General features: G+C 69.4%; 20 protein-coding genes. 13 read left to right on the top strand and 7 right to left on the bottom strand.

All coding sequences use genetic code 11. The features are described from left to right. Positions 1-15 precede the first annotated feature (15 nt). The 5 genes from IC605_RS16775 (at position 16) to IC605_RS16755 (ending at position 5,366) form a co-directional block, all read left to right on the top strand. Positions 16-1,680: a PQQ-dependent dehydrogenase, methanol/ethanol family gene (locus IC605_RS16775; protein ID WP_216326790.1), complete on the top strand. Its 1,665-nt coding sequence runs from the start codon at positions 16-18 to the stop codon at positions 1,678-1,680. Positions 1,681-1,898: 218 nt separating this feature from the next. After that, positions 1,899-2,792 carry a substrate-binding periplasmic protein gene (locus tag IC605_RS16770; RefSeq protein WP_216326787.1) on the top strand — a complete coding sequence of 298 codons (894 nt, stop codon included), beginning with the start codon at positions 1,899-1,901 and terminating at the stop codon, positions 2,790-2,792. Next, positions 2,789-3,769 carry an ABC transporter ATP-binding protein gene (locus IC605_RS16765; RefSeq protein WP_216326785.1) on the top strand — a complete coding sequence of 327 codons (981 nt, stop codon included), beginning with the start codon at positions 2,789-2,791 and terminating at the stop codon, positions 3,767-3,769. Before IC605_RS16770 ends, IC605_RS16765 begins: the two co-directional genes overlap by 4 nt. Continuing rightward, entirely contained in the window at positions 3,766-4,590 is an 825-nt protein-coding gene (locus tag IC605_RS16760) for an ABC transporter permease (RefSeq protein ID WP_216326783.1), read from the top strand. Before IC605_RS16765 ends, IC605_RS16760 begins: the two co-directional genes overlap by 4 nt. Further along, positions 4,587-5,366 (top strand): substrate-binding periplasmic protein, encoded by a 780-nt coding sequence (locus IC605_RS16755; RefSeq protein ID WP_216326781.1) that lies wholly within the window; start codon positions 4,587-4,589, stop codon positions 5,364-5,366. The genes IC605_RS16760 and IC605_RS16755 overlap by 4 nt, the downstream gene beginning before the upstream one ends. Here the strand turns inward: IC605_RS16755 and IC605_RS16750 are convergent. Genes IC605_RS16750 through IC605_RS16730 form a run of 5 tightly spaced genes read right to left on the bottom strand, consistent with a single transcriptional unit; the run spans position 5,336 to position 11,044 of the window. Then, positions 5,336-6,961: an FAD-dependent oxidoreductase gene (locus IC605_RS16750; protein WP_216326779.1), complete on the bottom strand. Its 1,626-nt coding sequence runs from the start codon at positions 6,959-6,961 to the stop codon at positions 5,336-5,338. The two genes, IC605_RS16755 and IC605_RS16750, sit on opposite strands and share 31 nt — an antisense overlap. A 3-nt stretch (positions 6,962-6,964) precedes the next feature. Next, entirely contained in the window at positions 6,965-7,801 is an 837-nt protein-coding gene (locus IC605_RS16745) for a carbohydrate ABC transporter permease (protein WP_216326778.1), read from the bottom strand. Next, positions 7,791-8,705: a carbohydrate ABC transporter permease gene (locus IC605_RS16740; RefSeq protein WP_216326776.1), complete on the bottom strand. Its 915-nt coding sequence runs from the start codon at positions 8,703-8,705 to the stop codon at positions 7,791-7,793. Before IC605_RS16740 ends, IC605_RS16745 begins: the two co-directional genes overlap by 11 nt. A 13-nt stretch (positions 8,706-8,718) precedes the next feature. Continuing rightward, entirely contained in the window at positions 8,719-9,963 is a 1,245-nt protein-coding gene (locus IC605_RS16735) for an ABC transporter substrate-binding protein (protein ID WP_216326772.1), read from the bottom strand. 1 nt (position 9,964) lies between these two features. After that, positions 9,965-11,044 carry a LacI family DNA-binding transcriptional regulator gene (locus IC605_RS16730; RefSeq protein WP_216326769.1) on the bottom strand — a complete coding sequence of 360 codons (1,080 nt, stop codon included), beginning with the start codon at positions 11,042-11,044 and terminating at the stop codon, positions 9,965-9,967. A 201-nt stretch (positions 11,045-11,245) separates the two neighbouring features. On the opposite strand from IC605_RS16730, the gene IC605_RS16725 reads away from it, so the two are divergent. Together IC605_RS16725 and IC605_RS16720 are read left to right on the top strand one after the other, a co-directional pair. Then, entirely contained in the window at positions 11,246-11,626 is a 381-nt protein-coding gene (locus tag IC605_RS16725) for an ArsR/SmtB family transcription factor (protein WP_281416363.1), read from the top strand. Between the two features lie 14 nt (positions 11,627-11,640). Beyond that, the gene (locus IC605_RS16720) at positions 11,641-12,168 is read left to right on the top strand and encodes an SRPBCC domain-containing protein (protein WP_216326762.1); all 528 of its coding nucleotides are present in this window, start codon (positions 11,641-11,643) and stop codon (positions 12,166-12,168) included. A 151-nt stretch (positions 12,169-12,319) separates the two neighbouring features. Here the strand turns inward: IC605_RS16720 and IC605_RS16715 are convergent, their stop codons facing one another. Continuing rightward, positions 12,320-12,700, bottom strand: coding sequence for a hypothetical protein (locus IC605_RS16715; RefSeq protein ID WP_216326760.1), 381 nt, complete (start codon positions 12,698-12,700; stop codon positions 12,320-12,322). A 61-nt stretch (positions 12,701-12,761) separates the two neighbouring features. After that, positions 12,762-13,262 carry a hypothetical protein gene (locus IC605_RS16710; RefSeq protein ID WP_216326757.1) on the bottom strand — a complete coding sequence of 167 codons (501 nt, stop codon included), beginning with the start codon at positions 13,260-13,262 and terminating at the stop codon, positions 12,762-12,764. An 84-nt stretch (positions 13,263-13,346) separates the two neighbouring features. On the opposite strand from IC605_RS16710, the gene IC605_RS16705 reads away from it, so the two are divergent. The 6 genes from IC605_RS16705 (at position 13,347) to IC605_RS16680 (ending at position 22,878) form a co-directional block, all read left to right on the top strand. After that, positions 13,347-14,027, top strand: a complete 681-nt coding sequence (locus tag IC605_RS16705) for a glycerophosphodiester phosphodiesterase (protein ID WP_425514228.1) — start codon at positions 13,347-13,349, stop codon at positions 14,025-14,027. A gap of 130 nt (positions 14,028-14,157) precedes the next feature. Continuing rightward, the gene (locus IC605_RS16700) at positions 14,158-15,444 is read left to right on the top strand and encodes an ABC transporter substrate-binding protein (protein ID WP_216326750.1); all 1,287 of its coding nucleotides are present in this window, start codon (positions 14,158-14,160) and stop codon (positions 15,442-15,444) included. Between the two features lie 89 nt (positions 15,445-15,533). Next, a complete protein-coding gene (locus IC605_RS16695) occupies positions 15,534-16,487 on the top strand; it encodes a carbohydrate ABC transporter permease (protein WP_216326748.1) in 954 nt (317 codons plus the stop codon). Further along, on the top strand, positions 16,477-17,343 hold the full coding sequence (locus IC605_RS16690; protein WP_216326744.1) for a carbohydrate ABC transporter permease: 867 nt from the start codon (positions 16,477-16,479) through the stop codon (positions 17,341-17,343). The genes IC605_RS16695 and IC605_RS16690 overlap by 11 nt, the downstream gene beginning before the upstream one ends. Before the next feature lie 294 nt (positions 17,344-17,637). Then, positions 17,638-20,754, top strand: coding sequence for an ExeM/NucH family extracellular endonuclease (locus tag IC605_RS16685; protein WP_216326741.1), 3,117 nt, complete (start codon positions 17,638-17,640; stop codon positions 20,752-20,754). A gap of 219 nt (positions 20,755-20,973) precedes the next feature. Then, complete coding sequence (locus IC605_RS16680; protein WP_343216645.1) at positions 20,974-22,878, top strand: glycoside hydrolase family 2 protein; 1,905 nt, start codon at positions 20,974-20,976, stop codon at positions 22,876-22,878. Positions 22,879-22,888: the final 10 nt, after the last annotated feature.

The following is a 22,888-nucleotide window of genomic DNA, read 5'->3' as shown; positions in this document are numbered from 1 at the left end:
GCTCAAGGGGGCACCATGCGTAGGATTCTGACGGCGGTACTGGCGATGGCGGGGACCTGGGGCGCGGCACAGGTGGGCAATTACACGAACGTGACGGACGCCCGGCTCCAGAACCCGGAGGCCGCCAACTGGCTGATGTACCGGGGCAACTACAGCAACTGGGGCTACTCGCCGCTGAACCGCATCACGGCGGCGAATGTCAGTCGCCTGCGCCCGGTGTGGGCCTTCTCGACCGGGCAGTCGGAGGGGCACGAGGCCCCCGCCATCGTGAACAACGGGGTCATGTTCATCACCGCGCCGATGAACAAGCTCTTCGCCCTCAACGCCGCCACCGGCCAACTGCTGTGGAAGTACGAGCGCGAGCTGCCCGACGACATCACGAGCTGCTGCGACGTGGTGAACCGGGGCGTGGCCGTGTACGGCGACATGGTGTACATGGGCACGCTCGACGCCCACATCCTCGCCTTCAACGCCAAGACCGGCAAGATCGCCTGGGACCGGACCATCGAGGATTACAAGAAGCGCTACACGATCACCTCGGCCCCCCTCGTCGCGGACGGCAAGCTCATCACGGGCGTGCACGGCGGCGAGTACGGCATCCGGGGCTTTCTGGAGGCGATGGACCCGAAGACGGGCAAGTCCGCGTGGAAGAGCTACACCACCGTCGCGGCGAGCTACCCCCAGGGCGGAGCGGCCCAGGGCGGCGCCCCCACCTGGCTCACCGGCTCGTACGACCCCGCCACCAAGACCGTGTACTGGGGCACCGGCAACCCGAGCCCCTGGATGGACCCCCGCCGCAAGGCCAGCGACGATTTGAAGTGGTCTTCTTCCGTGATCGCGGTGGACGTGGGCACCGGGCGCATCAAGTCGGGCTTCCAGTATTCCCCCAATGATGCCTGGGACTACGACGGGGTGAACGAGCAGATCCTCATCGATGCCACCATCAATGGCAAGGCGACGAAGGCGATGGTGTCCGCCCACCGCAACGGCTTCCTGTACCTCTTCGACCGCGCGGGCGGCGGCGTGGCGTACAAGAACGCCAGCAAGTACGTGACGGTCACGGCCTACAAGGGCATCAATGCCCAGGGCCGCCCGATCTGGGACCCACAGCACCGCCCCGACATCGGCAAGCAGGTCAACGCCTGTCCGAGCTTCCTGGGCGGCAAGAACTGGCAGCCCGCCGCCTACTCCCCGCAGACCCGGCTGGTGTACATCCCCAGCAACGAATGGTGCATGGACATCAAGGGCGCCCAGACCAAGTACGCGGCGGGCGAGGCGTACGTGGGCGCGGAATTCGAACTCAACCCCGTGCCCAACCTCGGGCACGTGGGCAAGCTCCAGGCGGTCGATCCGGTGACCGGCAGGCAGGTCTGGAAGCAGACGTGGAACGCGCCGCTGTGGGCCGGGGTCCTCACCACGGCGGGCGGGCTCGTCTTCACCGGCAACACCGCCGACCGCGACTTCATGGCCTTCGACGCCGCGAGCGGCAAGAAGCTGTGGTCCTTCAAGACCAACTCGGGCGTGATCGGCACCCCGGTGAGCTACTCGGTGAACGGCAAGCAGTACGTCGGCGTCTTCAGCGGCTACGGCGGCGCGATCCCGCTGTGGGCCGGGCCGATGGCGCAGCTCACCAAGGACACGCCGCGCGGCGGGGTCTTCTGGGTCTTCGCCGTCGATTGAGAGCGCCTGGTGAACGTCGGCGGGGGCCTGTGAGAAGGGGTCCCCGCCCTTCGCCCATGAGGGGGTCATTGGGGGATGTCATGCTGAGCGGGAGCGAAGCATCTCCAAGTAGCGTGCGAAGGCGAGGCCCTTCACTCCGTTCAGGGCGACACCTGCCTGGATGTGGTTCCACCCTGCCCTCTTCGCCGCTCCCCTTCCCACTGCCCAAGGAGGGCGTCATGAACCGCCTCAAGCCGCTGCTGGCCCTGCTCGCTCTCGGGCTGCCGGGGCCAGCGCTCGCCCAGCAGGACCCCAGTTCGCCCACCAGCACGACGGGCTTTCTGCGCACCGACAACACCCTGCTCTTCTGCCTCGACCAGCAGAACCCCATCTGGCGCTTCGAGCAGGACCTCGCCCTCGCCGTCGCCCGTTCGCTGGGGCGCAAGGCCGAGTTCTACGTCCACCGCACGCCGCTGCCGGGTGTCGACACCTCGCCGCAACCGCTCGACCGCCTCGAACTCCTGCGCCTCTTCGCCCACCGCTGCGACATCTACCCCGGATTGGTGGGCAGCACCACCCCCGCCTTCGACTACCCCGCCGACGAGCAGATGTACGCCACCCGCCCCTACCTCAAGGTGAGTTACGTCTTCGCCAGCCGCGACCCGAAGGTGAAAACCCTGAATGCCCTGCCGAAGACCACGCCGCTGAGTATGGAGCGTAACGGCCTCCCCGCCTATTTCATGTATGCGACCCGCAAAGGACAGTTCACCGACCGCCCGGTGCCGACCGCCGCCCGGCTGGTGCAGGACCTTGCGACGGGGAAGACGAAGGCGGGCCTCGTCTTCGCGCCGCAACTGTACGGGCGGCAGAAGAATCTGGCGAAGGTGGGGCTCACCGCCACCCCGGTCACCACCCTGCCGAACATGACGTGGTACGTGATCTACGGGCTGCGGCGTGACCGACCCAGCCTGCGCGCCCAGCTCGACTCGGCCATCGTGCGCCTGATCCGGCGCGGTGATATCCAGCGGCTCCTCGCCAAGCACGGGCTCGACCGTCCCGGAATCGCGGTGGCGAGCGTGAGCGACCGCCGTCCCGCCTCGGAGTCGTACAAGGACGAGGGGCCCGCCCGGTGACCGAGCCCGTCATCGAGGTGCGGGGGGTCCGGCACGCCTACGGGGACATCGAGGCGCTGCGCGGGGTGGACCTGCACGTCCCGCGCGGCACCTTCTTCGCCCTGCTGGGGCCGAACGGGGCGGGGAAGAGCACGCTTGTCGGCCTGCTCTCCACCCTGCTCCCCCTCCAGACGGGAGAGGCGCGGGTGGCGGGCTTCGACGTGCGGCGCCAGAGCGGGCGGGTGCGCCGGACCCTCGGCCTGGTCTTTCAGGAACCCAGCCTTGACGAGCGGCTGACCGTGCTCGAAAACCTCGACTTCCACGGGCGCATCTACGGTCTGCCCGCCCGCGAACGTGCCAGGAGGGCCGATCACGTCCTCGGCGTCGTCGAACTCACTGACTGGCAGAACGCCACCGCCCGCATCCTCTCACGTGGGATGAAACGGCGGCTGGAGATCGCCCGCGGGGTGATGCACGACCCCGCCCTCCTAATGCTGGACGAGCCGACGACCGGCCTGGACGTGCAGAGCCGCCGCGCCGTGTGGACGTACCTGGGGCAACTCCGCCGCGAGACGGGCGTCTCCCTGCTGCTGACCACCCACCAGATCGAGGAGGCGGAGGGGGCCGATCTCGTCGCCATCGTGGACCGGGGAGAGGTGCTGGCCTTCGGGCCGCCCGCCGAGTTGAGGGAGCGGCACGGCGGCACGGTGGTCACCCTGCGCGGCGCCCGCCCGGAGTTGCGCGCCCGGCTGGAGCGGCGGTATCCGGGGAACGTGGAGGCGAGCGGCGAAACCCTTCGCCTGCGCGTCCCCGACGCCGGGGCCCTGATGGCGAGCCTCGCGCCCGAACTCGGCTCGTTGGGCGGCCTGAGCGTGCAGCCGCCCAGCCTGGAAGACGTGTTCCTCGACCTGACGGGGCGGGCGCTGCGGGAGGACCGGCCCGCTGTCAGTGAAGCGACGCTCGCCTTCGCGCGGGGCGGCGGGGAGCACACGCGGTGACTACTTATTCAACAACGACGGGCGCCCGGTACTACCTCTCCTGCCTGTACGCGATCTGGTCGCGCGAGGTCAAACGCAGCGTGCGTGAAAGTGGGCAGCTCGTTGGGGCCTTCAGCCGCCCCCTCCTGTGGGTCATCATCTTCGGGGTGGGGCTGACGCCGTACTTCCGCACCGGGCTGCGGGAGACGACCTTCGTGGTGCCCTTCACCTACATGCAGTACATCTTCCCGGCAGTGGTGGTGCTCAACATCCTCTACCCCAGCATCCAGTCGGCGGTCAGCCTGATCTACGACCGCCAGTTCGGCTTCTTCCGGGAGGTGTTCGCCTCACCCGTGCCGCGCAGCGCCGTCTTTTTCGGCAAGCTGCTCGGCGGGGCGACGGTTGCCACCTTGCAGGGCGGGCTGGTCCTCCTCCTCGCCCCCTACGTGGACGTGGCGATCACGCCCGCGATGCTGCCGGGCATCCTCGGCGTCATGCTGCTCGTATCGCTGGCGTTCACGGCGGTCGGGCTCCTGATCGCCTCGCGGCTGCGGTCCTTCGAGGGCTTCGGCGTCTTCTCGAACGCCCTGATCCTGCCGCTGTACTTCCTGGCAAGCAGCGTCTTTCCCCTCGACCCCAGCCTGAGCGTGCAGCAACAGCAGCAGGTGTTCCCCGCGTGGCTGGTGCTGCTCGTGCGGTCCAATCCGCTGACCTACGCCATCGACCTCCTGCGCGGCTTCATCATCGACTACCGGGAGCACGCCCTCGCGCTCGATGTGGGCGTTGTCGTCTCGCTCACCCTCGTCGCCTGCACGGTCGCCTACCGGGAGTTCCGGCGGTGACGGTGAGGCGGGGTCCAGTAGGGCCGCCACCCAGGCCCCGCCGCTGGCGTCCTTCCGGCAGCACGGTTTTCATTATCGTTGGCGTCCTCGCGTACCTGGGGCTCCGGCAACTTCCCCCCGACAACTCCCTCGCGCTCGTGCGGCAGGCGGGGGTGATGAGCGTGTGCATCCCCGCCGAATTGCCCCCCTTCGTCACCGCCACGGAGGACGGGGCGCGGGGACAGGAGGCCGAGTTGCTGCGCCGCGCCGCCGCCCGGATCGGCACCTCGCTCGAATGGAACCTCCAGGCCTCCTGGGGCACGACCCCCGACCCGGTGGACTGGGGACTACGCCCGGAGTCGTGTCAGGTGCTCGCGGGCGGCATCGTCGTCTCGCCGGAAACGCAAGCCCTCATGCAACCGCTGCCCTACGCCGAGACGGGCTGGGCGCTCCTGACGTTCGACCCGGCCAAGTCCCTCGGCGTGCTGGCGAACCACTGGGGGCTGAACGCCGAGGAGGCGTACGACTGGGCCGACCGCCAGGGCCAGGACTTCACCTCCTACGACCATGCTGGCGAGGCCCTGGCCGCCCTGAAGGGGGGAGAGGTGGGCCGCGTCCTCTCCTTGCGGGAAGAGGCGGAGTGGTTGCAGGGGCAGCTTCCGGGTGCTCGGGTGCAGGAGGTCTCTGACTTACCCCGTCACACCCTCGCGCTGGGGATGTGGAAGAACTCCATCACCCTCAAGCGGGCGCTGACCGCCGCTCTTCCTCAGAACCCCGGTGAGGCCGTCAGGCGGTAACGCTCCGGCCACGCCAGCTCGAAGCCGAGGTCCACCGTGAGGAGGGCCTGGAAGTCTTGCAGGTGCCCCGCCGTGTTCCGTACCTGGCGCGGCGTGAGGCCCCGCTCCAGGCAGTACGCCGCCAGCGCGCCCGCCGCCTCGCCCACGTTCCACTCGACGGGGTGCAGGCGGTAACACCCGTTGGTGATGTGGGTGGTGCCCATGTTCTTGCCCGCCGGGAGGAGGTTCTCCACGCGGACAGGAATGAGGGCACCGAGGGGAATCTGGAAGGGGTAGCTCTCCACGTCCACGTACGAGCGCCCCGCCGTCGAGGGGTGCAGGTCGATGCGGTACTGCCCGATTCCCACGCTGTCGGGGAAGGTCTCGGCCCCGGTCAAGCCCGCCCGCGCCTGGACGCCGACATGCTGTTCCAGCACCGTGAACTCGGCTTGAATACGTCTGGACTCACGCACGTAGACGCTCTTGGCGAGGCCGTCTTCAGGACCTCCCGCCTCGGTGCCCACCACATCGGGGCGAAGCCGCAGCCCCGGATACCCCTCCCCCTTGCCGTCATGGCGGGGCGCCTCCGTCTGCATCCAGTACAGCATGGAGAGGCTGAGTTGCCGGGCGCCGCGCAGGTGTCGCCGCTTCTCTTCCTCGCTCACGCCGATGATCGGCCCCAGCCAGTAGTCGATGTGCGGCCAGTTCACCAGGGTGATGTCGCTGGGGTAGAGCCCTTCCGGGTACTGGTCCTTGCAGAAGATGCGGCGGTAGTGCCAGAAGTCGCCCCGGTGGAGTTGGACGACCGGATCGCCAAAGAGGTCGCGCGTGCGTGGCTGGAGGGTGATGGGGTGAACGTCCGTCCACGCGAGTTGGGGACCCGGCCAGAAGGGCGCCTGATACGTGCGCCAGAAGTCGTAGTCCTCCGGCTTCTCGATGGTGTGGTCCTCGCCGGGCAGATAATCCACAGCGAAGCACCAGCTCACCGCCTGCTGGTCGAGGGGGTTGGCGGGGCCGGGCAGGGCGTGGAGTTCCCCGGTGTCGTCCTGGCTCTCCGCGCCGACCACGTGCTCCACCCCGGCGAGGTCGAGCAGGTCACCCAACTCGGTCGCGTCGAGGACGTAATGGGCTTGGATGAAGGTACGTTTCCCTGTAGCCGAGCTTTCCAATTCCACCCCGGCCACCCGGTCCCCGTCCATCTTCGCACGCATAGGCCGGTGGTTCATCAGGACGCGCAGTTGCCCGCCCGCCCGCCACGGAGCCAGCATCGCCTCGATCACGGCCACTCCCACACGCGGCTCGAAGCACAGGCGCGAGACGTTGCCGAGGCCCGGGTTGAGGTGCTCTTGCGCCCGCACCTCCTCCCGCAGCGGGTAGTGCGCCCGGTAATACTCGCGCACGAGGTGGCGCAGGCGGCGGTAGGAGGCAGTCGCCCCCGCGTCCTCGATCCACCACGCCTCGTCGGGGGGCACGGCCTGCGCGCTGAGTTGCCCACCCAGCCAGTCGGTCTCTTCGGTCAGAACCACGCGCCGCCCCAGCCTTAAAGCCGCGAGGGCCGCCGCGACGCCACCGAGCCCGCCGCCCACGATGAGGATATCCGTCTGGATTTCGGTCATGCGTTAACCCTTGAGCCCGCTGGAGGTCAGCGACTCGACAAAGTGCCGCTGCGCGACGAGGAAGGCGAGGAGCAGCGGCAGCGTGGCGAGAGTGGAGGCCGCCAGGGTCAGGTTCCAGAAGATGCCGCCGAGCGGATCGGTGAAGCCCTGAAGCCCCAGCGGCAGGGTGAACCGCTCGCCCGAGTTGAGGTAGATCAGGGGGTTGAAGTAGTCGTTCCACGAGTTCAGAAACGCGAAGATGCCTACCGCGACGAGCGCCGGGCGGGCCAGCGGCAGCATCACGTGCCAGAAGATGCCCCAGCGCCCCAGCCCGTCGATCAGGGCGGCCTCGTCGAGTTCACGCGGCACGGTCAGGAAGTGCTGACGCAGCAGGAAGACCGCCAGCGCCCCCGTCCCCCCGAAGATTTGCAGCAGGATCACCGGGGCGTGGGTGTTGACCAGCCCCGCCGCCTTGAACAGGGCGAACTGCGGGATGGAGACGGCCTCGGAAGGCAGCATCATCGCGCTCAGGCAGGCGATGAACATCAGGTCGCGCCCCGGAAAGTTCAGCCGTGCGAAGCCGTACCCCGCCAGGGCGCCCAGCAGCAAGGTTGCCAAAGTGACGATCACGGCGATATACACCGAGTTCAGGTACTGCGCCGCGAAGGGGTAGTCCCGAAAGACCTGCGCGTAGTTCGCCCAGTCAACGCGGGACGGCAGCAACCCCAGCGGCTCCGCAAAAATCGCCTGATTCGACTTGAACGACGCGCCGATCATCCACAGCGTGGGGAAGACGAAGGGCACGGCGAGCACGACCATGACCGCGTAATACGCGGCGCGGGAGAGGCTTCTAAGACTCATAGTGCACCCAGCGTTTCCGCATTTGCCACTGCCCCACGGTCAGGAGCAGCATCACGACGAAGAGAACCCACGCGATGCCCGAGGCGTAGCCGAAGTCGAAATACTTGAACCCGTTCTTGAACATCTGCACCATCAGCACGCTCGCGGAGTCGCTTCCCCCCGTCAGCACATAGATGGGCGCGAAGGCTTTCAGCGCCCCGATGATCGTCACGACGAGGGTGAGGAACACCGTGGGCGAGATCATCGGCAGCGTAACTTTCCAGAAGACCTGCCCCCGGCTTGCCCCGTCGATAACGGCGGCCTCGTGCACCTCACGCGGCACCCCTTGCAGCGCGGCGAGGAAGATCAGCATGTTCAGGCCCACGTGCTCGATCACCATGCTGACGATCACGGCGACGAGCGCCCAGGGGAACTCGAAAAGCCAGTTGGGCCCCGAGATGCCGATCCTCCCCAGCAGGTTGTTCACCAGCCCGAAGTCGGGTTGCAGCACGAAACGCCACACGAGCGCCCACGCGACGAGGGGCACGACCACGGGCGAGAACAGCAGCGTGCGGAAAAGGCCCACCCCGCGCGCCTTCACGTTCAGCAGCAGCGCCAGTCCCAGCGCGAGGCCGATGTTGAGCGGCACCAGCCCCGCCACGAACAGCGCGGTGATCCACGTCGAGCGCAGCACCTCGGGGTCACGGGCCAGCCGCGCGTAGTTGGAAAAGCCCGCCCACGTCGGTGCGTCGGGGAGGACCCAGTTCAGCAGGGAGAGGACGGGCACCGCGAGCACCGGCCCCAGGAACAGCACGGTCAGCCCCAGCATAAAGGGCGCCACGAAGGCAAAGCCCACCCACGGCGACTCCCAGCCCCGGCGGCGTTTCACCACACGTGGGGGGGCCGCCGTTCTCGCCTTGAGCATCACGCCGCCTCCCTCACTTCTTCAGCACGGCGTCGACCTCGTTGCACACCCGCCCGAGTTCCTGCCCGACGTTGGCGCTGGGCCGGAGGGTGCGTTCGAGGTTGCGGACCACCACGTCGTTCACCTGCGTCCAGTTCGTCGGCACGATCAGGGTGCGGGCGCTGCCGACCTGCTTGAGCACCGCGTCGCGCAGGCTCGCCTCGCTGATCAGCGGATTCTTGAGGAACGTGCTGGAATTCAGGAGGGAACGGCGCGGCGGCGGGAAGAACTGGGCGGTGCGCTGCATGACGGCTCGGCTCGACAGGTACTTGATAAAGTCCTGCGCCTCCCTGGGGTGCTTCGACGCGCTGAAGACGGCGTATCCGGCCTGCCCGAGCAGCGTCTTGCGCCCCGAGGGGCCGCTGGGCATCGGCGCCACGTCCCACTTGAAGTCCACGTCCTTGAGCTGCGCGCTGTACGACACCTGATCGGCGTACATGCCGAGGCGCCCGCTCGCAAAGGTGACCTGCTCGCCGAGCCTCGGCGCCGTGCCGTCCCGCATCATCCGCTGCGCCAGCTCGAAGGCCCGGACGCTGCCCGCGCTGTCCAGGGCGCAACTCGCCGCGTCCTGCCCGAACACGTCGCCGCCGTTGGAGTAGACCGCCGCCAGGATCCCGCCCGCCCAGTTCTGCGGGTCGAGGCGGAAGAGGCTCGCGCCGTACGCGCCGGGGCTCGCCTTCTTGATGGCGCTCGCGCTGGCCTCGAAGGCGGCGTAGTTCCACTTGTTCTGCCTCAGCAGCGTCGCGGGGGTGGGAATTCCGGCCTTCTCGAAGAGGTCGCGGTTGTAGTAGACGAGCATGGGCGAGAAGGAGAAGGGCAGCCCGTACAGCGCGTCCCCGCGCGTCCACAGCGCGAGCGAGGCGGGGGAGTAGTCGTTCAGGACGAGACTGGCGTCGCTCGCCACCGTGGGCCGCAGGTTGACGAGCGAGCGGGAGGCGATGTAGCCGGGCACCGACCGCTCCGCCACCCAGCCCACGTCGGGAGGGGTGCCGCCCGCGATCTGCACGGTGATCTTCTGGTCGTAGCTCCCGAAGGGGATGGACTCGACCTCGACGGTGACGTTCCGGTTCCGCTTGCCGTAGTCGGCGGCGAGGCTCTGGAGCAACTTCAGGGCGTCGCCGCCCGCCCAGGTGGTGAAGCGCAGGGTGACCTTTTCCTGGGCGAGGGCGCTGCCGCTGGCGAGCGCGGCGAGGATGAGCAGGGAGCGGGCCTTTCGCATGTCAAACCTCCGGGGACGTGGGGGCGGCTGGGGGAGAGGGATGCGGTGAGGCGGGCGGTGGCCGGGGAGACTTCTGGGCCACGGCGCCGCACGACCCCCGCACGACGAGCCTCGGCGGCAGGGTGATGTGCAGCGGCGGCTCCACCCGCCCGGTCAGCAGGTCATCGAGGAGGCGGGCGGCGGTCCGGCCCAGACGGCGGCGGGGCACATGGACGGTCGTGAGGGGCGGGTCGCTCAGGCCCGCGAGGTGGATGTCGCTGTAGCCCACGACCGCCACGTCGCCCGGCACGCAGACACCGCGCTCGCGCAGGGCCCTGAGCGCCCCCAGGGCCATGTGGTCCTCCGCGACGAAGAGGGCGTCGAAGTCTGCGCCGCTGCCCAGCAGGTCGTGGACGGCCCGCGCCCCGCCCTCCACGCCGCCCATCGCCGTACCCCGCGCAAACCACAGCGGCCCGGGCTGTGCTCCCGCCAGGTGCAGCGCGCGGCGGTAGCCCGTGAGGCGGTCGTCGTTCATGAACGACTCTGTGGGATCGCCGCTGATGAAGCCCACCCGCCGCCGCCCCAGCCCCAGCAGGTGCTCGGTGGCGAGTTGCCCACCTGCCGGGTTGTCCGTCAGCACGGCGTTCAGGCTGAGGTGCCCCGGATAGCGCCCGATGAAGACGCTGGGAATGGTCAGCGCCCGTACCCGCTCCAGCACGCCCTCGGCGATGGGATTGCCGCCCAGAATCAGCCCGTGCGCCCGGCCCTCGCGGACGAGGCGCGGCAGGTCGTGCCCGCCGAAGGCCGCGACGCTGACGGTGTGCCCGCCCCGCTCGGCCTCCTCGGTCACGCCGCGCAGCACCTCCCCGAAGAAGTGGTCGGCGCTGGGGTGCGCGCTGCCCTCCGCGATCAGCACGCCGAGGTGATGCACCCCTCCCGGCGCGTGCAGGGCCGTTCGCGCGACGTACCCGAGGTCTTGTGCCGCCTGCAACACCCGCCGCCGCGTGTGCTCGCTGATGCGCGGGTCGTCGCGCAGCACGAGGCAGACGGTGGACACCGAGACCCGGGCGGCCTCGGCCACGTCCTGTTGGGTGACGGGCATGGTGAGGGCAGCTTAGGCCGCGGGCAGGCCCCTGTTCAAATTTCGTTCAATTTTTGAACGGGTGGGCCCGTCGCCTTCCCGGTCCACCTCGTCAGTCGGTCCGGCCTTCTCCCCGCCGACCGCCCCGATCCTATATACCTTAACAGGAATATTCCTGAAGTAGCATAATCCGTCTACAGATTCGGAAAGGAGGAGTCATCCCTGAACGCCGCCACGTTCGGCGCCCTGGCCGAGGGGCATCGCCTACAGATGGTCGAGCTGCTGATCCGGCAGCCGCTGACGGTCGGTGAGATCGCCACGCGTCTCCAGATTCGCCAGCCGCAGGCGTCCAAGCATCTCCGCGTCCTGAGCGAGACCGGGTTGGTCGAGGTCGAGGCGGTCGCCAACCGGCGCATCTACACGCTCCGGGCCGAGCCTTTTCGGGAGCTGGACGACTGGCTGCGCAGCTACCGGCAGCTCTGGGAGGGCCGCTTCGACCGCCTGGACGAGTATTTGCAGAGGCTTCAGCAAGAAGACCGTGACGCCGCAAGCCCCGAGGCCAGTCCGCCCGCCTGCCCGCAGAACGGTTCAGGTCAATCCTGACCAGGAGGTTTTCCATGACCGGCACCGCAGCTTCCGCCATGATCTCGAACGTCGAAGAGAGCCGGGTTCTCGTGCTGGAGCGCGTCTTCAAGGCCCCCCGCGAGCTGGTCTTCGGCGCGTTCTCGCAGGCCGAGCATCTCCGCCAGTGGTGGGGCCCGCGCGGCTGGGAGGTGCCCTTCTGCACCGTGGACTTCCGTCCGGGAGGCAGGTGGCATTACTGCATGAGGTGCACCGACAAGACTCAGGGCGAGTTCTACGGTATGGAATCCTGGGGCCTGGGCATCTACCGGGAGATCGAGGTCCCGGCGCGCCTCAGCCTCACCGATTCCTTCTCGGACGCGGAGGGCAACGTCAACGAGACGATGCCGTCGACCCTCTCGACGTTGACCTTCGAGACGGTCGAGGGCGGAACGAGGGTCGTCAACCGCGCCGTCTACGACTCCGAGGAAGCGTTGAGAACGGTCATGGAGATGGGCATGGTGCAGGGCGTGACCGAGACGTGGGACCGCCTCGCCGAGTACCTGGAGACGCGGCAGACCTGAAGGGGCGCCAGGGTGGGCCTCGGCAGACCGGGCGAGCGGGAGTTCAGGCGCCCGCCCGGTTTCACAGGTGAAACGTGGCTGTCTTCCACTACGTCTACGGGAACCGCTCCACGCCGGTGCCTCGCTCTGCTGCCACCCGAGCCCGGTGAGCTCAGAGGGGTGGAGGGCGGCGACCCGCTGACCGTTCCGCCCCCCAGTCCGTCGCCCACCACACCAGGAGGTTGTACGTGGCGAAGGCGAGGAAAAAAGCGCGCGCCCGCCTCTCCCGGGAAAAGCCCGCCAGCCACGGCAGGGCGAACTGCACCAAGGCGCTCGCCAGTTCCGCCCGCCCGTGCCACGGGAAGGGCACCACGCGCACCACGCCGAGGGGGGTCCGCGTCGTCGTCACGGCGAGCAGGATCAGGCCCACGAAGAGGTCCGCCCACCGCAGCGGGGTGCCCCTCAGCCCTGCCCACCGCGCCGCCGCGTACAGAGCGGGTGCCGTCGCGTAATCCACCAGGGCGTGACCCCGCCGACCCCACAGCCTGAGCATGGCCGAGCGTACAGGCCGGGGCAAGCCGGATGCTGTGGGGACGCTGAGGGCCTGCCCCCGGTTACTGAACGGGCTTGATCTCCGACAGGGACGTGGAGGTCGATTCGATGCGTTGCTCGCGCAACCGGCCCACCTCCTGCGCGTCCACCGCGTCGTCGGCGAGCACGATGGTCTGGGCGAGCAGCAGCAGGGAGGCGCTGACGCTGCTCTTGAGGGACCGCGTGCCCTGGGCGGACACCACCACCCCCTGGCGCCCGTCGGTCAGGATCAGGACCGTGGGGCCGACGAGCAGCCCGGCATTCGTGGGCGAGCCCCACGTCCTCGCCCGGCAGGCCATCAGCTCGGCCCGCCAGAGGTCCGTGCTCTGGCCCCCGGCCTCGGCGGGCGGTCTCGCGCGGACCTGCTGGAAAAGCTCCCCGATCACCTGCCCGACGAGATCGCCCTCCCCACCGTCCAGGCGGGTCAGCCCCCCGATCACGGCGTCCCGGCTGCCTTCCCCCCCTTGCCAGGCGGTGACGGCGTTCAGCAGGTCGTGGGCGGCGGGGTCTGGTTGGCTGCTCATCATGCACCTCGGGCAAGGGGTCGGTCGGTCGGCGTCCTGAGGCTGAGGGTAGCCCACGGCCCCCCCGCCGTGAAGCCCGGTACGATGCCCGGCATGACCCGCCCCCTCCTGCTCGGCCACCGGGGCTCGCCCCGCCAGCACCGCGAGAACACCCTGCCCAGCTTCCAGGCGGCCCTGGACGCCGGGCTCGACGGGGTGGAACTCGACGTGCGGAGATTGGCCGACGGCACGCTGGTGGTCCACCACGACGAGGCCCTCTTCGACGGGCGGCGGCTGGCGGACCTGACCCGGGCGCAGCTCGCCCCCCACCCCGTGCCCACGCTGGAGGAGGTCTGCGCCTGGGCGGCGGACACGGGCGCCCTCCTCAATGTCGAACTCAAGTACGAGTCCACGCGCCCCGACGACCGGGTGCCCGGCACCGCCGAGCTGCTGCGCCGTCACGGGCTGGGGCCTTCCACCATCGTGTCGAGCTTCAATCCCCTCTTCCTCGCGGCCCTGCGGAACGCGGCCCCGGAGGTGGGGCGCGGTTTCCTCTTCGACCGCGCCCCCGGACTGGCACCCCTGATCGCCGCGCGGCTGGGGGTCAGCGCCCTGCACCCGCGCCGTACCCTGGTCACGCCCGCGCTCGTGGAGGCGGCCCGGCGGCGCGGCTGGCGGGTGAACGTGTGGACGGTGAACGACCCGGACCTCGCGCGCCGTCTGGTGGCCCTCGGGGTGGACGGCTTGATCGGGGACGTGCCGGAGGTCTTGCTCGCGGCGCGCTAGGGCGGGTGTATGCTGGGCTCACAAATCTCAGTTCAGTTCCGGCACGGGGCGTGGAGGGGGCGGACGGCCCAGCCCGCCGCGTGACGGCCCCCTGACCCCGGCCCCCTACTTTCCCCTCACCGGAGGACCCATGAAACAGCTCGCGCTCACGCTCGCCCTGCTCGGCACCGCCTCGGCCCAGACCGTCACCGTGGACTTCTGGCATTCCTTCGGGGACGCCAAGCGCGCCGGGTGGATTCAGGCCCGCGCCGACGAGTACAACAAGCAGCACCCGGGTGTGAAGGTCGTGCCCGCGTACAAGGGCGGGTACAACGACTCGCTCCAGGCGACCATCCTCGCCGCGCGGCAGAACAAGCCGCCCGCCCTGGTGCAGATTTTCGAGGTCGGCAGCCAGCTCGCGCTGGACTCGGGGGTCTTCCAGCCCGTCAGCGGGATCAAGGCGGTGGACTTCAGCGACTACATCAAGCCGGTGATCAACTACTACACGATTGGGGGCAAGGTGAACTCGCTGCCCTTCAACTCGTCGAGCCCGGTGCTGTACTTCAACAAGAACCTGATGAGGAAGGCGGGTCTGGACGTCACCCGGCCCCCCGCCACCTTCGGGCAACTTCTCCAGGCCTGCGAGAAGATCAAGGCGGCGAACCTCGACGCCAAGTGCCTGAGCGCGGCGCTCTACGGCTGGTTCGTCGAGCAGTGGATGAGCGAGCAGAACGCGCAGCTCGTGAACAACGGCAACGGGCGCCAGGGCCGCGCGACCGAGAGCAACCTCGACTCGCCCGCCGCGCGCAACGTCTTCCAGTTCATGAAGGACGTGAACGACAAGGGCTACTACACCTACACCGGCAAGCTCGCCGACACCGACGGCGGCAACGCGATCTTCAGCAACCAGAAGGCCGTGTTCAACATCAACTCCACCGCCGACATCGGCAACGTGAGCGACTCGGCGAAGAAGGCGGGCTTCCAGCTCGGGATCGGCGTGCTGCCCATTCCCGATGGGGTGAAGCGCAACGGCGTGGTGATCGGCGGCGCGAGCCTGTGGGTCGCCAGGAACATCCCGAGGCCCCAGGCCGAGGCCGCGCTCGACTTCGCCCTGTACATGACGAACACGCCGAACATGGCCGACTGGCATAAGCTCACGGGCTACTACCCGGTGCGCAACTCCTCCATCGCGCTGCTGCGCCAGCAGGGGTGGTTCAAGCAGACGCCGCTGCAACTCGTGGCCTTTAACCAGCTCCTGCGCACGACGCCCAACGTCGCCTCGGCGGGGGCCCTGAACGGCACCGCCATCCAGACGCGCAAGATCGTGGAGGAAGGGCTCCAGAAGGTCCTCGGCGGCACGGGCGTGGACGCGGCCATGAAGGACACCAAGGCCCGCGTGGACGCCGCCCTGCGCGAGTACAACGCCAACTTCCGCTGAACTCCCGCCCGCGTGGCGCGCATCCCGGCACCAGGCGGGCGTGCGCCGCGCGGTTCTCCTTGCTGCCCTTGCTGATTCCCGGAGGCCCCATGACCGCCCTGCCCACCACCCCACCCGAGGCGGCCCCCGCCGTCCGCGAGACCCAGGCCGCCCCCGCCTTCCGGAGCCGGTTGCTGCCGTGGCTTTTCCTCGCGCCCACCCTGGTCGTCCTCGCCCTCTTCCTGTACCTGCCCGCCGCGCAGACCCTGGGCCTGAGCACCTACCGCAGCAACATCGTCCTGGGAACCCAGCAGTTCGTCGGTTTCGCCAACTTCGGCGAGCTGCTGAGTAGCCCGGTCTACCGGCAGGTCGTGGGGCAGACCCTGGCCTTCGTGGCGCTCGTGGTGGTGCTGGGGCTGGGGCTCGGCCTCGGCCTCGCGTGGCTGGCGAGCCGCCCGATCCGGGGTGGGCGCATCTACCGCCTGCTCCTGATCTTCCCCTACGCGCTCTCCCCGGCGGTCGCCGGGACGCTGTGGCTTTTCCTCTTCAACCCCGAGATCGGCGCGGTGAACCAGCTTCTCGGCTCGCTGTTCGGCCTCCGGCCCCGCTGGCTCGACGACCCCACCCTCGCCTTCGGGCTGGTGACCGCCGCCGCCGTGTGGAAGGGGCTGGGCTACAACGTCGTCTTTTACCTCGCGGCGCTGACCAACCTGCCGGGGGAGGTGCTGGAGGCCGCCGAGATCGACGGGGCGAGCGGCACGCAGAGCTTCTGGCGGATCGTGGTGCCGCTGCTGTCGCCCATGACGTTCTTCCTGCTCTTCACGAACGTCGTGTACGCCCTCTTCGACTCCTTCGGCCTGGTCGACATCCTGACGCGCGGCGGGCCGATCCAGGGGCAGGCGGGCGCGACGACCTTTCTGATCTATCAGCTCTACGAGGACGCCTTCCGCAACTTCCGCACCGGGCTCGCGGCGGCGCAGGCGGTGCTGATGCTCGTGCTCGTCGGCGCGATCACGCTGCTGCAATTCCGCTTCGGCAGCCGGAGAGTCCACTATGGCGCTTGAGCGGGTGGAGGTCCGGCGGGCCGCGCCGTCTGCCAGCGGGCGCAGGCGCCTCTCCCACGCCCTGACGCACGCGGCCCTGATCGTGGCGGTGTTTCTCGTGGGGGTGCCCCTGCTGTTCGCCCTGATCAAGGCCACCCAGACGAGCGATCAGGTCGTGACGCCCAGCCTGCTCCCCGGCGGCGCCTTCCTCACCAACCTGGAGCGGGTCTGGACCGAGGCGAACCTCGGGCGGTACATGCTCAACTCGTTCATCGTGACCATCGCCGTCGTGGTGGGGAAGACGACGCTTTCGGTCCTCGCCGCCCTCGCGTTCGTGTACTTCCGCTTCCCGCTGCGCTCGGTGGCCTTCGCGCTGGTGCTCTTCACGCTGATGCTGCCCACCGAACTCCTGATCGTCGCCCTGTTCGATCTCGTGTCCTCGCGGCTGGGATGGGCGAACTCGTACCTGGCGATCATCGTGCCGTTCCTGGCCTCGGCGACGGGGACCTTCCTCTTCCGGCAGCATTTCCTGAATATCCCCACTTCCCTGGCGGACGCGGCCCGGATCGACGGGTGCGGGCCGCTGCTCTTCTTGCGCCACGTGCTGTTGCCGCTGAGCGTGAACACCATCGGCGCCCTCGCGGTGATCCAGTTCGTGTTCGCGTGGGACCAGTACCTCTGGCCGCTGGTCATCATGCAGAGCGACGAGCGGCAGGTCGTGCAGGTGGGCCTGCGCAAGCTCATCGACGTGGGCGGGCAGACCGACTGGGGCGCCGTGATGGCGGGCGCCATCGTGACCCTGCTGCCGCCCCTCCTCGTGTTCACGCTGCTTCAGGAGCAGTTTTCCAAGGGCTTCGCGCTGGGGCAGGAGAAGTGAAGCCTCACGCTTTCTGAGACGGAGCATCGCGCCCGGCACCCCCACGGAAGGATGTGGAAGAGGTGCCGGGCGCTTCCTTGACCACACCGTGCGGACGTCCGGGCTCCCGCAAGGAGGAGCGGCGGTCGGGGAGGCCCACCGCCTTGAGTCCTCTCCATCCGGCCACTCGTTCCCGCGCGATCCTCCCGAGCGGCGAGAAATGTAATCCATCTGAAGTTTCGATGGCGAAAATGTGCTCTTCTCCTGTGCGGTTGCTACCCCCTCAACCTATTCCCCTTCTTCTCAAGGAGAACCATGCGTTTATCCATCCTGGCTCTGTCCTGCTCCCTGCTGCTCGCCGCGTGCGGTGAGACGGCCACTCCCGGTGCCCTCGGCGCCGATACCGGCGTTCAGGCCCTCGCCCAGAAGGACGCCGCCCTCGCCGTGAAGGTCCCGGCCGAGGTCAAGTTCGTGACCGCCGAACTCAGCGGCGGCAAGCTGAGCTCGCCCCGCACCTTCACGGCGACCCCCAGGGACGGGCAGGCCACCGTCGTGCTGGGTGACCTCCCGAACGGCGATCCCAAGTACCAGGTGGTCATCCGTGCCTTCGACCATGCCGACCGGGCCGTGGTGCTGTACCGGGGGACGGCGGAGATCAACACGGCGAGCGGCAAGACGACCACCGCCCCGGCGCTCACCCGCGTGACGGCCACGGTGACGGTGACCGCCTCGCCCGTGCTGGCGGGGAGCACCCTCACCGCGCGGCTCGGCGACCTCAGCCAATCCCTCAGGGTGGAGGGCGAGCAGGCCACCGCGCAGTTCACGAATGTCCCCACGGCGCGCGGCCTCACCGTCACCGTGCAGGGTGTCAGCGCGGACGGGCAGGTGACCCAGCAGGGGGAGCAGACCTTCAATCTCAGCGAGGGGGGCGCGAAGGTCGGTGTGACCCTGACGGCGGTGGCGAGCTGCCCGGTGGCCGCCGGGCCGATCACGGCCATCCCCGCTATCCAGGGGAGCGGCGCGACTAGCCCCCTTTTGGGTCAGAGCGTGACCGTGCGTGGCGTGGTCACGGGCGACTACCAGACGGGCCTGGGCGGCTTTTTCCTCCAGGACGCGAAGGGCGACGGTGACGCGGCGACGAGCGACGGTCTCTTCGTGTTCACGGGCGCCGCGCCCCAGAACGTCGCGCCCGGCGACCTCGTGCAGTTCACGGGCGTGGTGCGCGAGTTCAAGGCGGCCAGCGACCGGCTCGCGGCCACCGCCACCCAGCTCGACACGCTGAGCAACTTCACGAAGTGCGCGGGCGGCCTCGTCGTGAAGCCGGTGGAGGTGAAGGCCCCCTTCAACGACCTTGAGCGCTATGAGGGGATGCTCGTCACCTTCCCGGAAAAGCTCACCGTCACGGACAACTTCGGCCTGGGGCGCTACGGCGAACTCGGCCTCGCGGCGGGCGGACGGCTCTTCAACCCCACGAACGGCAACGTGGCGACGACGACCGCCGAGCAGGGCGCGCGGCGCATCGTGCTCGACGACGGCAGCAGCCGCCAGAATCCGGCGACGGTGCCCTACCTCGACGCGCAGAACACCCGCCGCACCGGGGACACCGTGACCGGCCTGACCGGCGTGCTGCGCTACGGCAACGACGCTTTCAAGGTCGAGCCGACCGGGACCGTGACCTTCGTGAACGAGAACCCGCGCCAGGACAAGCCCAAGGATGTGGGCGGCACCCTCAAGGTCGCGGGCGCGAACGTGCTGAACTACTTCACGACCTTCACGGGCGCGGACCGGGGGGCGAACAGCGCGTACGAGTTCGCCCGCCAGAAGGCCAAGGTCGTCGCCGCGCTGAAGGGGCTCGACGCCGACATCGTGACCCTGATGGAGGTGCAGAACAACGGGGACATCGCCCTGGGCGACCTCGTGAGCGGGCTGAACGAGGCGTACGGCAAGGAGACCTACGCGGCGGTGCAGACGGGCGTGGTCGGCACGGACGCCATCAAGGTCGCCCTGATCTACAAGCCCGCCCGCGTGACGCCCGTGGGCAGCCCGGTGGTGGACGACAACGCGGACAACGTGTACAGCCGCCCGCCCGTCGCCCAGACCTTCCAGGACAAGACCACGGGCGGCGTGCTGACCGTCGTCGCCAACCACCTCAAGAGCAAGGGAAGCTGCCCCACGAGCGGCGACGTGGACACCGGGCAGGGCTGCTGGAACGAGCTGCGCGTGCAGCAGGCGCAAAAGCTCCTGGGCTTCGTGGACCGCCTCAAGACCCGCAGCGGCGACCAGGACGTTCTCCTGATGGGCGACTTCAACGCCTACGGTGACGAGGACCCCATCAAGGCGATTGTGGCGGGCGGTTTCGTGAGCGAGAACAAGCGCGTCCCCGCCGAGGACCGCTACTCGTACCAGTTCGGCGGCCTCTTCGGCTACCTCGACCACGCGCTCGCCTCCACGAACCTCGACACGCAGGTCACCGGCATCACCGAGTGGCATATCAACGCGGACGAGCCCACCTTCATCGACTACAACGTCGAGTTCAAGAACAACCCCAACTGCACGGGCACCTCCTGCACGACCCCCGACCTGTACCAGCCCAATGCCTTCCGCGCGAGCGACCACGACCCGGTGCTGATCGGCCTGAACCTCACCCGCGACGAGGTGCGTCAGCCCCTGGGCGTGACCGCCACGGGCGCGGCGAGCGTGACGGCGGGGCAGGCGTACACGCTGAGCATCGGCACGAACGCGGCCCTGGACAGCCTGAAGGTGAACTGGGGCGACGGCAGCGCCGAGGAGACGCTCGCGCCGACCGCGACGGGGGCCACGCACACCTTCGCCGCCGCCGGGACGTTCGCGGTCACCGTGACCGCCACGGCGAGCGGGGAGACCCGGACCGCCACCCAGAGCGTGACCGTGAACGCGGTGCCCACGGGCGGCGCCAAGCTCGTGGTCAGCCAGGTCTTCGGCGGGGGCGGGAACTCGGGCTCGGTCTATAAGAACGACTTCATCGAGATCTTCAACGCCGGGAGCGAGGCCGTGAACCTCGCCGGGTACTCGGTGCAGTACGCGAGCGCGACGGGCACCTCCTGGCAGGTCACGCCCCTGACGAGCTTCAACCTCGCCCCCGGCGGGTATTACCTCGTGCAGCAGGCGGCGGGAGCGGGCGGCACGGCGACCCTGCCGACGCCCGACGCGACGGGCACGATCAACATGAGCGGTTCGGCGGGTCAGGTCCTGATCGCCGAGGGGACGACGGCGGTGACCGACCGGGCGAATGCGAACGTGCGCGATTACGTCTCGTACTCCGGCCTGACGACCACCACCAGCCTCAGCCGCGCGAACGGGGGCTGTACCGACACCGACGCGGCCGCCGACCTCACGTCGGGGGCGGTGGCGCCGCGCAACTCGGCCTCGCCGGTCAACGTCTGCCCGAAGTGACGCTGGCCTGAGCCCAACCCGCCGGAGGCGGCCCGGTCTTTCCAGTGGACCGGGCCGCCTCCGCTGTTGCCCGCTTCCCCCCCCGGCTCCCCGGCGCAGGCGGCGGGCAGGCTGTTGGAAGCCCCTGCGGCCCGAAGCCGTATGATCGCGGCGTCTTCATGCCCCCTGCCGGGGAAGACAGGTCCCCGGCGTCCCGCCCCCCTCCCAGGAGCAACCCCCGTGAACGAACAGGCCCCGCAGTCCCCGGCGTCCCCCTCCCTCCACCCCCGCCCGCAGCTCACCCGCGAACGCTGGGACGACCTCGGCGGCGTGTGGGGCTTCGCGCACGACGACCAGGGCGTGGGGCTGGACGAGCGCTGGTTCGGGCGCGAGGACGTGTTTGGCCGGCAGATCACCGTGCCCTTCCCGCCCGAGTCGCAGGCGAGCGGGCTGCGCGAGACGGGCTACCACCCGGTCGTGTGGTACCGCCGCACCTTCACGGTGCCCGGGGAGGACCGCGCGGGCCGCGTCCTGCTCCACTTCGGGGCGGTGGACTACCGCGCCTCGGTGTGGGTCAACGGCCGCCTCGTCGCCGAGCACGAGGGGGGGCACACGCCCTTCACCGCCGACCTGACCACCGCCCTGGTGCCGGGGGAGACGCAGGTCGTCGTGGTGCGGGCCGAGGACGATCCCCACGACCTCGCCCAGCCGCGCGGCAAGCAGGACTGGGAGGAGAGGCCGCACGCGATCTGGTACCACCGCACGACCGGCATCTGGCAGCCCGTGTGGCTGGAGGCCGTGCCGCGCACCCATATCCAGACCCTGCGCTGGACGCCGGACGTGGACCGGGGACAGCTCGGCCTGCACCTGCGGCTGAACCGGGCGGGGGGAGAGGGCCTGCGCGTGCGCGTGCGGCTGAGCCTCCGGGGCAGGCGCCTCGCCGACGACACCTATGCCCTGGAGGGCCAGGAGATCCGCCGCGAGATCGAGATCGACCCCCTGCGGCTGAGGGCCGAGCGCAAGGACCTCGTGTGGACTCCACGGCGCCCCAACCTGATCGACGCGCGGATCACCCTCCTCGACGAGGACGACAACGTGGTGGACGAGGTGGGCAGCTACGCGGGGTTGCGCAGCGTGGGCGTGCGCGACGGGCGGTTTCTCCTCAACGGCTCGCCCTATTACCTGCGGCTCGTGCTCGCGCAGAACTACTGGCCCGAGTCGCACCTCGCCGCGCCGTCGGAAGACGCCCTGCGGCGCGAGGCCGAACTCGTCAAGGAACTCGGCTTCAACGGCATCCGCATCCACCAGAAGGTGGAAGACCCGCGTTTCCTGTACTGGTGTGACCGCCTGGGGCTGCTCGTGTGGGGCGAGATGGCGAACGCCTACGTCTTCACCCCGGAGGCGCAGCGCCGCCTGACCCGCGAGTGGGTGGAGGCGCTGGAGCGGGATTACAACCACCCCTGCATCGTGACCTGGGTGCCTGTCAACGAGTCGTGGGGCGTGCCCAACCTGGAGGGCGACGCAGCGCAGCGGGCCTTCGTGCGCGGGCTGTACCACCTCACGAAGTCGCTCGACCCCACCCGCCCGGCCATCGGCAACGACGGCTGGGAACTCGTGGAGGGGGACATCCTGGGGGTCCACGACTACGCCCTCGACGGGGCGACCCTGCGCGAGCGCTACAGCTCCCAGGAGGCGCTGGAACACACCCTGCGGGAGGTGCAGCCCTCGCGGCGCAACTTCTACCTCGCCGGACACCACCGCCAGGACGAACCCGTGATGCTCACCGAGTTCGGCGGGCTCAGCCACGCCCCCGCGGAGTCGGACCGCTGGTGGGGGTACGGCACCCTGCCCGACACCGACGCGCTGCTGGCCCGCTACGAGGACCTGCTGAACGCCGTGCTCGACAGCCCCGTGATCGCGGGTTTCTGCTACACCCAGCTCACCGACACCGAGCAGGAGACGAACGGCCTGCTGCGGGAGGACCGCACCCACAAGCTCGATCCCGGGCGCGTGCGGGCCGTGACCTCCCGCGTCTCGCGCGCCGTGCAGCACGACGTGTTGCAGGAAATCCACGCCCTCGCCGACGAGCGCCGCCTGGAGCAGCTCCGCGCCGAACGCGAGCGGGAGACGCTGGCCGGGGGATGACGCGGCGGCC

Source organism: Deinococcus aestuarii, assembly GCF_018863415.1.
GTDB lineage: Bacteria > Deinococcota > Deinococci > Deinococcales > Deinococcaceae > Deinococcus > Deinococcus aestuarii.
This window is presented reverse-complemented; position numbering and strand designations above follow the sequence as displayed.

Bases quoted from the DNA above. Each gene is read 5' to 3' on its own strand.
- IC605_RS16740 (WP_216326776.1), bottom strand. From the start codon at position 8,705: ATGCTCAAGGCGAGAACGGCGGCCCCCCCACGTGTGGTGAAACGCCGC.
- IC605_RS16690 (WP_216326744.1), top strand. From the start codon at position 16,477: ATGGCGCTTGAGCGGGTGGAGGTCCGGCGGGCCGCGCCGTCTGCCAGC.
- IC605_RS16710 (WP_216326757.1), bottom strand. From the start codon at position 13,262: ATGAGCAGCCAACCAGACCCCGCCGCCCACGACCTGCTGAACGCCGTC.
- IC605_RS16695 (WP_216326748.1), top strand. From the start codon at position 15,534: ATGACCGCCCTGCCCACCACCCCACCCGAGGCGGCCCCCGCCGTCCGC.
- IC605_RS16705 (WP_425514228.1), top strand. From the start codon at position 13,347: ATGCCCGGCATGACCCGCCCCCTCCTGCTCGGCCACCGGGGCTCGCCC.
- IC605_RS16775 (WP_216326790.1), top strand. From the start codon at position 16: ATGCGTAGGATTCTGACGGCGGTACTGGCGATGGCGGGGACCTGGGGC.
- IC605_RS16730 (WP_216326769.1), bottom strand. From the start codon at position 11,044: ATGCCCGTCACCCAACAGGACGTGGCCGAGGCCGCCCGGGTCTCGGTG.
- IC605_RS16750 (WP_216326779.1), bottom strand. From the start codon at position 6,961: ATGACCGAAATCCAGACGGATATCCTCATCGTGGGCGGCGGGCTCGGT.
- IC605_RS16735 (WP_216326772.1), bottom strand. From the start codon at position 9,963: ATGCGAAAGGCCCGCTCCCTGCTCATCCTCGCCGCGCTCGCCAGCGGC.
- IC605_RS16685 (WP_216326741.1), top strand. From the start codon at position 17,638: ATGCGTTTATCCATCCTGGCTCTGTCCTGCTCCCTGCTGCTCGCCGCG.
- IC605_RS16745 (WP_216326778.1), bottom strand. From the start codon at position 7,801: ATGAGTCTTAGAAGCCTCTCCCGCGCCGCGTATTACGCGGTCATGGTC.
- IC605_RS16715 (WP_216326760.1), bottom strand. From the start codon at position 12,700: ATGCTCAGGCTGTGGGGTCGGCGGGGTCACGCCCTGGTGGATTACGCG.
- IC605_RS16700 (WP_216326750.1), top strand. From the start codon at position 14,158: ATGAAACAGCTCGCGCTCACGCTCGCCCTGCTCGGCACCGCCTCGGCC.
- IC605_RS16770 (WP_216326787.1), top strand. From the start codon at position 1,899: ATGAACCGCCTCAAGCCGCTGCTGGCCCTGCTCGCTCTCGGGCTGCCG.
- IC605_RS16720 (WP_216326762.1), top strand. From the start codon at position 11,641: ATGACCGGCACCGCAGCTTCCGCCATGATCTCGAACGTCGAAGAGAGC.